Source organism: Fenollaria sporofastidiosus, from assembly GCF_943169635.2.
Taxonomy (GTDB): domain Bacteria; phylum Bacillota; class Clostridia; order Tissierellales; family Peptoniphilaceae; genus Fenollaria; species Fenollaria sporofastidiosus.
Genome location: NZ_OW968186.1, coordinates 92,376 through 104,697 on the forward strand (window position 1 = coordinate 92,376; position 12,322 = coordinate 104,697).

At 40.5% G+C, this 12,322-nt stretch carries 13 protein-coding genes; all 13 read right to left on the minus strand.

The window, feature by feature from the left end; translation table 11 throughout:
• Nucleotides 1-49: 49 nt before the first annotated feature.
• Nucleotides 50-1,096: a M42 family metallopeptidase gene (locus tag KO172_RS00520; protein ID WP_215491656.1), complete on the minus strand. Its 1,047-nt coding sequence runs from the start codon at nt 1,094-1,096 to the stop codon at nt 50-52.
• Nucleotides 1,097-1,098: 2 nt separating this feature from the next.
• Nucleotides 1,099-1,533: a type II 3-dehydroquinate dehydratase gene (gene aroQ / locus KO172_RS00525; protein ID WP_215491657.1), complete on the minus strand. Its 435-nt coding sequence runs from the start codon at nt 1,531-1,533 to the stop codon at nt 1,099-1,101.
• Nucleotides 1,530-2,036 carry a shikimate kinase gene (locus KO172_RS00530; protein ID WP_215491658.1) on the minus strand — a complete coding sequence of 169 codons (507 nt, stop codon included), beginning with the start codon at nt 2,034-2,036 and terminating at the stop codon, nt 1,530-1,532. The genes aroQ and KO172_RS00530 overlap by 4 nt, the downstream gene beginning before the upstream one ends.
• Complete coding sequence (gene aroC, locus KO172_RS00535) at nt 2,033-3,079, minus strand: chorismate synthase (protein WP_215491659.1); 1,047 nt, start codon at nt 3,077-3,079, stop codon at nt 2,033-2,035. The genes KO172_RS00530 and aroC overlap by 4 nt, the downstream gene beginning before the upstream one ends.
• On the minus strand, nt 3,057-4,292 hold the full coding sequence (locus KO172_RS00540; RefSeq protein WP_215491660.1) for a 3-phosphoshikimate 1-carboxyvinyltransferase: 1,236 nt from the start codon (nt 4,290-4,292) through the stop codon (nt 3,057-3,059). The genes aroC and KO172_RS00540 overlap by 23 nt, the downstream gene beginning before the upstream one ends.
• A complete protein-coding gene (locus tag KO172_RS00545; RefSeq protein ID WP_215491661.1) occupies nt 4,264-5,268 on the minus strand; it encodes a 3-dehydroquinate synthase in 1,005 nt (334 codons plus the stop codon). Before KO172_RS00545 ends, KO172_RS00540 begins: the two co-directional genes overlap by 29 nt.
• Nucleotides 5,261-6,079 (minus strand): 3-deoxy-7-phosphoheptulonate synthase, encoded by an 819-nt coding sequence (gene aroF, locus KO172_RS00550; RefSeq protein WP_215491662.1) that lies wholly within the window; start codon nt 6,077-6,079, stop codon nt 5,261-5,263. Before aroF ends, KO172_RS00545 begins: the two co-directional genes overlap by 8 nt.
• Nucleotides 6,069-6,851 (minus strand): shikimate dehydrogenase family protein, encoded by a 783-nt coding sequence (locus KO172_RS00555; protein ID WP_215491663.1) that lies wholly within the window; start codon nt 6,849-6,851, stop codon nt 6,069-6,071. Before KO172_RS00555 ends, aroF begins: the two co-directional genes overlap by 11 nt.
• Nucleotides 6,841-7,848: a gluconeogenesis factor YvcK family protein gene (locus KO172_RS00560; protein WP_215491664.1), complete on the minus strand. Its 1,008-nt coding sequence runs from the start codon at nt 7,846-7,848 to the stop codon at nt 6,841-6,843. The genes KO172_RS00555 and KO172_RS00560 overlap by 11 nt, the downstream gene beginning before the upstream one ends.
• A complete protein-coding gene (rapZ, locus tag KO172_RS00565; RefSeq protein WP_215491665.1) occupies nt 7,841-8,710 on the minus strand; it encodes an RNase adapter RapZ in 870 nt (289 codons plus the stop codon). The genes KO172_RS00560 and rapZ overlap by 8 nt, the downstream gene beginning before the upstream one ends.
• A gap of 10 nt (nt 8,711-8,720) precedes the next feature.
• A complete protein-coding gene (locus KO172_RS00570) occupies nt 8,721-9,497 on the minus strand; it encodes a PHP domain-containing protein (RefSeq protein ID WP_215491666.1) in 777 nt (258 codons plus the stop codon).
• Nucleotides 9,490-10,392 carry a UDP-N-acetylmuramate dehydrogenase gene (gene murB / locus KO172_RS00575; protein WP_215491667.1) on the minus strand — a complete coding sequence of 301 codons (903 nt, stop codon included), beginning with the start codon at nt 10,390-10,392 and terminating at the stop codon, nt 9,490-9,492. Before murB ends, KO172_RS00570 begins: the two co-directional genes overlap by 8 nt.
• Nucleotides 10,393-10,711: 319 nt before the next feature.
• Nucleotides 10,712-12,166, minus strand: a complete 1,455-nt coding sequence (locus KO172_RS00580) for a YfcC family protein (protein WP_251320097.1) — start codon at nt 12,164-12,166, stop codon at nt 10,712-10,714.
• Between the last annotated feature and the right edge of the window lie 156 nt (nt 12,167-12,322).

Here is a 12,322-nt window from a genome sequence, read left to right on the forward strand (position 1 = left end):
ATAAAAATGCTTACAGCGATCGCTGTAAGCATTTTCTTTTATACAAGTATTAATCTTCTAATAAGTAAGCTAGTGCTAGTCTAAATGTTGCGTCAACTGCTTCCTTGTGTGTTCTTTCAAAGCTGTGTGATGCGTCAACACCTGGTCCTATAAGTGCGGCTCTTACGTTCCAGCCAGCTCTTAAAACTGCTGATGCGTCTGATCCGTAATATGGATATATGTCTATTGCGTATGGAATTTCGTGTTTTCTAGCAAGTTTGATAAGTTTTTCGCTCATCATCTTGTCATAAGGTCCTGAAGAATCTTTTACACAAACAGTGCATTTATATTCAGATGATGTTTGTCCTGTACCTGGCGCTGCCATGTCTACAGCTATGAACTCAACTGTCTTTTCAGGTAGGCCTGCACTTGATCCGTGACCAAGCTCTTCATAGTTTGAGATGAAGAAGTTTGTTGTGTGCTTTGGCTTAATATTATTTTCCTTTAAATATTTAACTAGTCCAACAAGAACTGCAACGCATGCCTTGTCGTCAAGGTGGCGTGACTTAATGAAGCCTGATGGTGTAACCCATGTGCCTGGATATAGGTATACATAGTCACCTACATTTATGCCAAGCTTCTCTACATCTTCTCTCGACTCTACCTTTTCGTCGATTCTAATCTCCATAGAGTCTTCGTCTCTCTTTGTCTCGTCAGCTTTTGCTCCATAAACATGTGTTGAAGAAACATTAGTAAGTATAGTTCCTGTGTACTCGCCATCGTCGATAGTTGAGATAACGCACTCACATCCTTCGATAACATTCCATGGGTAGCCGCCTAATTTAGTGAGTTTAAGTCTGCCAGTAGATGTTATGTCCTTAACCATGCAGCCAAGTGTATCAACGTGAGCTGATAATGTTACTTGTTCTTCATCGTCTTCGCCTTCAACTGTTACATAAAAACCGTTCTTAGCATTCTTGTGTGCCTTTAGGCCGTACTTATTAAATTCATCTTCAACTAAGTTTAGTGCCTTGATAGTGTCTCCTGTTGGTGATGGTGTTTTTAAAAGTTTCACCATAAACTCGACCATGTAGTCTAAATCGTACTTAATGTCCATTATTATTCCTCCCTTAATATATAGTCGATTGCTAATTTATATGATTCAAAATTGAATCCTGTTATCACTCCGTCACATGCTGGTGCTGTGATAGATTTTTGTCTGAACTCATCGCGTGCCAATATATTTGTTAAGTGCACCTCAACTTTTTTAAGCTTCAAAGCCTTTAACGCATCGTATATGGCGTAGCTGTAGTGCGAGTAGGCAGCAGGATTGATGATAAGTGCGTCGTAGTCTTTATAAAGCAGCTCTTGAAGCTTGTCAATGATGACGCCTTCACAGTTTGATTGAAACTCATCAAGGCTTGCCCCCTTATCACTTGCATAAGCTTTAATTTCCTCTACTAGCTCCTTATATGTTTTATTGCCATAAATTCCGGTCTCTCTCATACCAAGTATATTGATATTGGGTCCGTTAATTACAATTATCTTCTTCATTTAATCACTCCTTGTACCTTAAGGCGTCTCTTGAGCTCCTTACACATCAAGAAGACTGACTTGTCCGTCTTTATACTCATGTCTTTATACTTTTCGAAGAGTGGCTCCCTCTCCTTATATAGCCTAGCCATAGGGTCTGTACCCTCTCTTAGTAGAGGTCTGCGGCTTGTATCGAGCTTAGTCATTAAAAACTCGAGCGGCCTCTTTAGGTAGATAACGTAGCCATGCTGCTTGAGATATATCATATTCTCCTCGCGTATTACTGTACCGCCGCCTGTTGCTATGACCCTTCTGTCAAGACTAGCCGCCTTCTTGCATGCAGCCGTCTCCATCTTCCTAAACTCTTCCTCGCCATACTTTTCAAAAATTTCGTTTATGCTCATGCCTGCCTTCTTCTCGATCATCCTATCCGTGTCGATGGCTCTATAGCCAAGCATCCTTGCAAGCTCATGCGCTATGGTAGTCTTGCCACTGTTGGGCATACCTATGATGACTATGTTCATGCTCTCACCAAGATATCATAGAGAGCAAGTGCCGCATAGCACTTCATAATTGTGTAGACGCGTGGCACGACTGCTGCGTCATGTCTACCTTCTATATTGATGCTAGTGTTCTCCATGGTCTTCATGTTTATGGTTCTAAGCTCACGTGATATTGATGCGATAGGTTTAAAGACAACACTTACTACTATGTCCGCACCGTTTGATATGCCGCCTATGATGCCTCCATTACTATTCTTTAATAGCTTCACTTTGCCATCTATAACTTGCATCTCGTCAGCGACTTCGCTGCCTAAACTATGCGCATAGCCTAGGCCATATCCAAAGGAGACTGCCTTAACTGATGGTATTAAGTATAAGTACCTCGCAAGTTCTCCATCAAGCGGAGCAAATGGCGGCTCGCCAACTCCTGCTTTAACGCCTTTTATTATGAGCTCAACCTCTGAACCTACACTGTCGTTTGCTTTCTTTATATCAGCTAAGTACTTATCAATCTCATCGTCACTGTGCTTGTACATATGGTAGCTCTTCGATAAAAATTCTTCACCGCACTCTTCGTCAATTATATCGCCCAAGCGCTTTAGATGCGTTTCAAAAGTGATGCCTTGCTTCTCAAGCTCCTTTAGTACTATGGCTGCTGCTGCACAAACTGGTGCTGTAAGACGTGCGGAGAATATACCTGAGCCGCGATAGTCATTAAAGCCCTTGTACTTTATATATGCACCGTAGTCTGCCTGCGACGGCCTAGCAAGGTCTTTGTTCTTCTCGTAGAAGCTACTGTCGACATCTGCGTTCTTTATAAGTATGCTAAGTGCTGCTCCTGTTGTGCGTCCATTAAAGACACCGGATATGATCTCGTAGTCGTCCTTCTCCTTACGCGCACTCGCAGCTACTGAGGAGGGTCTCCTAGCTTCAAGTACCTTGTCAATGTAGTCTGTATCGACCTCAAGTCCACTAGCAAGTCCATCGAGCGTTGCAAGCATATACTTACCGTGCGACTCGCCTGATATTGTTAGCCTTATATTATTTCCAATTGTCGATGACATTGACCTCGCCTCCTAAACTTTGGTAGTCTTCAAAGAACTTTGGATAAGACTTCTTCACGCACTCGTAGCCACTTAAGAATATGTCTTGATCAAGCTTAGTCGCAAGCACAGAGAGCATCATCGCTATCCTATGGTCATTATACGCGTCAAACTTGTTAGTGTACATAACTATGTCCTCTAGTGGATTCACAATCAATGCCTCATCAGTAAAACTTATCTTCGCACCAATCTTTTTAAGCTCATTTATTATGGCTTGCACTCTGTTTGACTCCTTATAGATCAGCCTCTTTATCGATGTGAATGTCGTCTTGCGCTTTCTAAATAATGCAGCCATGGCTAGTATTGGAACTATGTCAGGAGAGTCTTTCATATCGATAATAAGGTTTTGCGTTTGATCGTATCTAGCTAAGATGTCTATGACTCTTCTGTCGCCTTGTATGCTACCCGCCTTCATATCCATAATCTCAATATCTGAGCCAAGATAGTTTGCTACGTAGAAGTTCGCAGCATTCGAGTAGTCTCTCTCTATAGTGTACTCGCCTTTAGACTTGAACTCTTGTCCGCCCTTAATCTTAAATTCATTCTCACTCGCATCGACCTCTATGCCGAAGTCTTCAAGGCACTTGATACTCATGTCTACATACGAGCGTGACGATAGATCACAGTCTAAAACTATGCGTGAGTCAAAATCCATGCGTGCAAGTTTAAAAAGTAGCGACGAAACAAACTGGCTCGAGATGTCTTCTGTGATTATGTATTCATCCTTTACCAAGTCACCCTTTATGCTTATGGTTTTCTTCGCATCGTTTCTGTGAAACTTTACGCCGTTGTCGTTAAAGATTTTAAAGACTGGATCGTTCGGCCTTTCATATAGCTTGTCGCCCATGTATATCTCGTGCAGCTTGCCATCAAGTATATTAAAGAGCATGAAGCGAAGCGTTGTGCCAGATGCTTCTATACGTATTCTGTCAGGACTCTTCTTATTCTCACGCGGCTTAACAAGAACGTCACCGCTGTCTAAAAGATCAAAGTCTGCAAAGCTTATCAGGCTAAGCATAGTGTCTTTGATGTCTTCTGATAAGTCAAAGCCCTTGATGATGGTATTTTCTCCAGCAAAAGAACTTGCAAAGATGTATCTGTGCAAGTAGCTCTTTGAGTGGTTTACATAAACTTTACCCTCTAATTTAGAATTTTTTATTCTTAATATGCTCATTATAAAGCTCTACAACCTTTCTTTCATTCATCCTCTTGACTATGGCATTGTGCCCCTTCAAGAAGACAAAATTTATCTCATCACCCAAAATCTTCTTGTCGCTCTTAAGTGATTTTATCTCATAATTTATTTCTTCAAGTGGATAATATCTGTGAATTAATTCAAAACTTCTCTTGTAAGTTTCTTCATCTGTTATACCTAAAACCCTACCAAGCTCTAGGGCAATCTTCATGCCGATGGCAACGCATTGTCCATGCGAGTAAGTGTAATTACTCATCGCTTCTATCACGTGGCCAAATGTGTGACCAAAGTTTAACGCCATGCGCGCGCCCTTTTCATTTCTGTCTTCACAAACGAAGTGAACTTTCGTAGCGATGGACTTCTCTAAGACATCTTCAATGTCCCTCTCATTGATAAGCATCTCATATAGGCCGCTCTCGTATATAAGTGCGTGCTTAATGACTTCTGCAAGACCCGAGATGTACTCCTCTTTAGGAAGCGTCTTAAGCGTGTCTATAGCGATGTATACCTTGTATGGATCGTAGAATGTTCCGACTATGTTCTTTTTATCACAGAAATCGATTCCCGTCTTGGAACCAATAGATGCATCTGTCATTGCAAGTAGACTAGTCGCTAAGTTTATATGCTTAATGCCTCTATATAGTATGGACGCTGCAAAGCCACCAAGGTCCGTTACTACACCACCACCAACGTTTATGATTAATGAGTACCTATCAAGTTTATCGCAGGCATACTCTAAAAGCTTTTCTAAATTAGAGAAGCTCTTCGACTCTTCGCCTGCGTCTATCACATAAAGGTAGGCAGAGTATCTCTTCACAAGCTCATCTATAAGTGCTCTTTGCTCTCTATAAAGGTTTCTATCTGTTAAGACAAGGTAGTGTGTGAAGCCTTCTACATCTATCTCACTCGCCTTACGAATTATTTTTATCTCATAAGAAAGTTCTTCTTTAGTCATCGATCTTGCCCATTGCCTTAAGTATCTTCTTTAGATCAAGCACTAAGTCATCGAACTCCGCATAGTTTATTGCCTGCTCGCCATCAGAAAGCGCCTCTGTCTTCTTGTCATTAACTTCGATGATGATGCCATCCGCACCTACTGCCGCGCTTGCAAGACTAAGTGGCTTTACAAGGTAGTCTATGCCGCCTGCATGCGAAGGATCAACTATGACAGGAAGGTTTGTGTACTTCTTAAGTATAGGTACACTTGCAATGTCAAGCGTGTTTCTCGTTGCAGTCTCAAAGGTTCTTATGCCTCTTTCGCATAAAATGACATCTTCATTGCCGCCCTTTAATATATATTCAGCAGCTGCTATAAGCTCTTTTATCTTATTCGCAAAGCCTCTTTTTAATAGAACTGGTTTATTTATCTTACCAAGCTCTGTTAGTAATGAAAAGTTTTGCATGTTCCTTGCGCCAACTTGTATGATGTCAACCGCATCCATAAAGTAATCAAGCTCTCTTAAATCCATTAGCTCGGAGACGAATTTCACGTCATAGAGCTTTTTGATCTCTTTAAAGTACTCAAGCGCTTCACGTCCCAAGCCTTGAAAGCTATATGGCGATGTCCTCGGTTTGAAGGCGCCCGCTCTTATAAGCTTGATGCCGCGTGATGATAAAAATTTTACTTCATCAAGAAGCGAATCATAAGACTCACACGCACAAGGACCGGCAATCACCGTAAAGCCGTCGCCTATCTTTTCGCCTGCTATATTAATAATTGTCTTTTCTTTATATGTTTTTGATGATTTTTCTTGTTCAAAGTTCATTTCTATCAGCTCCAGTCCAAATTTTAAACGCTTCCTCAGCTTGACCCATAAACATGCCCCAGCCGTTCATAGTGATGAGACCCGCTTCTTTAGCAAGTGCCAAAAACTTTGTCTCTTCGGGGTTATATGTTAAGTCGTAGGCAAAACCTGCCCTGCTCATCTCTAAGTCTTCTATTGATAGTGGGCTCTCATCAAGCCTTCCTTCCATGCCAAGACCTGTCGCGTTTATAATGACGTCTTGCTCCATACCATAACCGTATGGATATATCTCTATATCGTCTTCGAAGTTCTTTAGCTTGTCGTGCGCTTCAATCTCATCACGCGTATAAACTGTGATGTGGAAGATATCCATCTTAAGTAGCGCGTATATGATGCTGCGAGCAGCTCCACCTGTACCTAAGACTGCATAAGAGTACCTCTCGTACTTTGGTATTAAGCTGCTTATGTCCTTCATAAAGCCAAGGTAGTCAGTGTTGTGAAGGCACAGCTTATCATCTTTAATGTAGGCAGTGTTTGCCGCCTTTAAAAAGTCTACCGCCTCACTTACTTCGTCTGCGTGCTTTAGCACCTCTTCCTTTAGAGGCGTTGTGATGTTAAAGCCAAGCACCTCGCCAGACTTTGCTTCACTTATAAAACTTGCGAGACTATCTTTATTCACTTCGCGCCTTTCGTAACTTAAGTCAAGTCCCTTTTCATCAATAAAATTCTTCATCACTTCTGGCGACTTCGAATGTGTGGTAGGGCTTCCTATCACGTATAATTTATTTCTCATAAGTCTTTACCCTTCTAGTCTTTATATAGTAATCAATGATCATCCTCGCAAGCTTGTCACTATCGTGTCTAACATAATCCTCGTCATCATCTAAGCAGTCACCTTCGATGTAATCAACCCTCTCTTCATCTAAGAATTTCTTGTCATCATCCGTTAAGAATATTTGCTCTTGACACTCATCAAGGTACTTTTGCTTAAGCTCTTCACTGAGGATTTTGTTGTTAATAATGACAGCGTCTATAAGTTTCGCCGAGTGCTCATATATGGCTTCGATGTGATCTTTAATACTCATCTCGTCAGTCTCACCGTGCTGCGTCATAACATTTTGCACGTAAATCTTCTTTGCAGATGAAGACAGTATCGCTTCCTTCACACCCTTTACAAGAAGGTTAGGTATTACCGATGTATATAGACTACCGGGACCTATAAGTATAATGTCCGCCTTCATTATGGCATCTAGCGCTCCATCGATAGGCTCAACATCCTTAGGACAAAGTTCCACCCTCTTAATTTTTTTATTATCTTTAATAGCTTCTGCCGGCAATATGCTCTCGCCAAAGGCCTTGCTCTTGTCATCATATGTCGCTTCGATATTGACATCGTTCACGGTGATGGGCATAACAGTACCCTTGACCCTTAGTATGCTCGATGCCATCTTGACAGCTTCTTCAAAGGAGCCGTATATCTCATTCATAGCAAGCAAGAATAAATTGCCGAAGGATTGACCCTTTAGCTCGCCCTTCTCAAAGCGATGCGAAAGCAATGTGTTCATCTCGGGCTCAATGTCCGACAGTGCTAGTAGGCAGTTACGCACATCTCCCGGTGGTAGCATACCAACACTTCTTCTCAAAACGCCGCTTCCTCCTCCATCGTCCGCCATCGTTACAAGGGCAGTGATCTCTGATGAGTAGTTCTTGATACCCTTTAAAAGCGTCGATAGTCCAGTGCCGCCACCTATGGCAACTATCTTTGGGTTTAAGCTTCTATAATTAAACATTGCGCGCCTCTTTATACATATCCCTGTTCTTTAAAACAGTAAGATTCTTCTTTTCTTTCAAATATTCATATAACCTTTCAGCCATGTAGACACTTCTGTGCCTTCCTCCAGTGCATCCCATGCCTATAGTAAGCTGGTTTTTGCCTTCCTTGATGTAGTTTGGTAACAAAAACTCAAGCATGTCCACAAGCTTTTTAAAAAATTCTTCAGTCGCGTCAAATTTTTCTAAAAATTCTTTTATTTCATCATCTAAGCCTGATAGTGGTCTTAGATCGTCAAGGTAGTACGGATTTGGTAGGAACCTTACATCGAATACAAGGTCTGCCTCCTCCAAGATGCCATACTTAAAACCAAAGCTCTCTACTACTATGGTAAGCTTCTTTCTAGTGATGGTGTTTGAAAGTATATCGTAGAGCTTATCCTTTAGGTCGCTGCTCTTCATAGAGCTTGTGTCTATGATGTAATCCGACTTGTTCTTAAGCTCCTTAAGTATCTCTCTTTCCTTTTGTATACCGTCTTTTAATGAGCCGTCCTTGCTTAATGGATGCGGCCTTCTTCTTTCGTTGAAACGCTTAATAAGCTCACTATCTCTCGCGTCTAAGAATATTAGTTTGAAATCTAAATTCTTTTTTTCAAGCCCATCTATCACAGTGAGCATATCGTTAAAAAATTCCTTACCTCTAATATCCATACCGAAGGCAACCTTGTTTATGTCTTCATTGTCACTGTCTATTAGCTCAAAGAATTTTGGCAATAAAACAGGAGGCATATTGTCAATGCAGTAAAATCCATTATCTTCCATAAAATTCAATAAAGAACTTTTGCCGGCACCACTCATGCCTGTTACTACATATATGTCCATATTTCGCCTCCTATTCTACATAAATATTTTTAATTCTCTTAATATCAATTTGAGCTTCGTTCGCTCTTCTTAATGCTTCTTTAACATCGCCAACACGCTCTAGTTTGTGCGCGTCCGAGCCAACATATAAGTCAACATCTATATCCTTAATCTTGATTAAGTCTTTAACACTAAGGTTTTTGTGCGATGAATTTATCTCTAGCGCAACGCCGTGCTCCTTGCATGCCTTTGCAAGTCTAACAACATTGACATCTATCTTGTCACCCGGGTGAGTAATGATGTTTATAGGGTACTTCTCTATCGCCTTGATGTACGAGTCGGTAACCCTTTCAGTGATTTTTTCGTGCCACTTTTTGAATGGCTTTGAAATCTGCGGCAATAATGAGAGCTTCATCTGCTCTACGAAATTATTCGTCTTGATGCCGTAGTGAAAGCCCATAAGCACGATGTCAAGGTAGTCCATGATGTCCGCGTCAAGGTCCACAGTGCCGTTGAAGTCAAGTAGGTTTGCTTCAACACCCATAAGTATCTTAAGGCCCTTCTCGTTATATTCCTCGTTTAACTTGTCTATCCTTGCTCTAAGAACTGGCAAGTTGCTTCTTTTTATACCAAACATATAGTGGGATAGGCCGTGATCTGTTATCGCAAGCTCCTTAAGACCCATCATATATGCTTTCTTCGCACTCTCTTCAGGCGTTTGTGAGGCATGTCTTCCAAGATTGCCCTTAGTTCCTGATGAGTATATAGTGTGCGTATGGTAGTCGCCATATAATCTAATTTTATTCATTTATTATCCTTATCTCCTCTTTGAGATCAACAGCAAACTTTTCTTTTATTATCTTCTTCACTTCACTTATCAAAGTTACTACATCATTAAAAGTAGCTCCTCCTGTGTTGATAATAAAACCTGAGTGCTTAGGACTAACCATAGCACCACCTACAGAGAGTCCCTTTAGTCCTGCGTCTTCAATCAGCTTCGACGCATAGTAGCCTTCCGGTCTTTTAAATACCGATCCAGCCGATGGATACTCAAGTGGCTGCTTGTCCTTTCGTCTTTGCGTGTAATCTCTTTGTTCTTTCTCTATATCTTCCCTAGATTTCTCGTAAAGCTTGAAGTATGCACCTAGTATGACATAGCCTTCATCTTGAAAGACACTTCTTCTGTGCCCAAACTTTGCTTCACTCGCATCTATCTCTACTATCTCCTTGTTTTTTATACATCTTATCTTAGTCACTAGATCTTTGATCTCGCTACCATATGCGCCGGCGTTCATATATACACCGCCTCCAACAGTGCCAGGTATTCCAGAGATTGCTTCAAGGCCGCCAAGACCTAGCTCAAGCGCCTTGTTTGCAAGACTCTTAAGTGATGCACCCGCCTCGGCATATAAAACATCTCCATCAAGCACCTTTATCTTTGCAAAATTTTTGTCAAGCACAATGACAGGTCTAGTGAGTCCCTCGTCACTAATAAGTAAGTTGCTACCCTTACCTATGAGCATATATGGCGTCTTCGTCTCGTCAAAGAGCCTTACAAGATTTAGTACTTCCTCGTCACTCTTTGCTTCAATCAAAAGTTCTGCCTTGCCACCTATCCTAAACGTAGTGTACTTAGATAAGCTTTCATTCTCTTTAACTGTTTCTATATTTAATTTTCTTATCTCGTCAATTATCTTCTTCATACATTCCTCCAATGTAATTATATCATAAGTGGGGCACATTTTCTATATCTATGTAAAAAAGGGTCAAAGTTTTTTACGCTTTGACCCATAAGCCCTCTTTGCTTATGTATAAAGCTAGCATATATATAAGAAGCCTCTCACTATACACCACGCCTCTTTTATATATGCAAGCGACCTATTATATGCCTCGCTTACTATATATAGACAAACTTCTCACTATATACCTCACTTACTATGTATATGAAGCCTCATCATATAGCAACGCTTTGCACATAAAAAAGAGTCCCTTACGGGACTCTTTTGTAATAGTAAACAATTTTTAGAACATCATCATTGCAACAGTCAATACAATTATTGAGAATATTACTGTGAATATAAGAGGTTTCTTAACCCACTTATACCAAGTACCTAATTCCATCTTTGAAATTTGTATTGCACCCATAACAACGCCTGATGTTGGTGTTACATAGTTTACAACACCTTCTGCAGCGCAGAATATTAATATCATAACTTCTGGTGAGTAGCCAAGTTTAGCAGCTAATCCGCCCATAACTGGGATAGATAGTGTTGCAAGACCTGATGTTGATGGTATGAAGAATGATAGTGCGATATAAACAACGTATGCAAATGGTACGAATAAGAATACTGGTAAACCAGATAGTGCTGTTGCTGATCTGTCTAGTATAAGAGCGTCAATGTGAGTTTGAGCCATTAGTACTGATGCAGCTCTTGCTACAACGATAACTAAAACTACTGACAATATGTCTTGAGCTCCAGCTATGAATGCATTAACCATTTCTTTTTCAGATAATCTTCCGATACAACCGATAATGATTGATACTAGGAAGAATAATACTGAAATTTCTGGGAAGTACCATTCACCAAGTGGTGTTCCAGTTAATACTGCTGACCAGCCTTCAAATGCTGTTACACCAAAGTCTGGCCAAGGTATTAATGAAATAATCATAATAATGAAAGTAATTGCGAATACAACAAGGATAAATTTGTGTCTACCTGTAAATACTAATTCATCTTCACTCTTTGTAGTTCTGAACTCTTTGTCCATAACTTCTCTTTCTTGAAGTGATAGTATTGTTGATCCTTTGTCTTTGTGTACTTTGCTAGCGTATTTTAATACGAAGTACATAGCTGTACCTAAAGCAACTGCCCAAAGGATAGCGCCTATTAATATAACAGTACCTTTGTTACATTCAACTCCTGCACCGTTAAGTGCGTCCATAGCTGCACCTGTAGCGAATGGGTTAACAGTTGAACCAAGTACGCCGGCACCTGCTCCAAGAAGAACAGTTGCTACAGCAACTAGTGTATCAAAGCCTGCAGCTACCATCGCAGTGATGATTAAAGGATATAGGGCAACAGTTTCTTCTGCCATACCGTAAGTTGATCCACCGATTGAGAATAGGATCATTAGTACAACGATAAGAGCCATTTCTCTACCCTTCATGTTCTTAACTAATCTGTGTATACCAGCTTCAAGAGCTCCTGTTTTGTTAACAACTGCTAGGAAACCACCGATAACCATAACGAAGATGGCGATATCTATGGCGTCAACAAAGCCGTTGTAAAAACTCATTGCTATGTCTGGTAATTTCGCTGCTGATACTTCAGTAACAGCTTCTTCAGCTCCCTTAGGTACTACAGGGGCAAATTGTGCTCCATTAAAAATCCATGATAAGATTGCAACAAATAGTATTATAAGGATAAGAATACTATAAGCACTTAATGAACGTTTCTTTTTTTGTTTTTCCATCATTTTACCTCCTTAATGATTGTTTACTATCCTTAATATTAATTATACTACAACGCATCTATTTATGCAACACTTTTTTATCCTATAGTGATAACTTTATCAATATCTAATTCAGTTGTATTGTCTTTATGCTATCTTCCATATATAATATATAAGTAC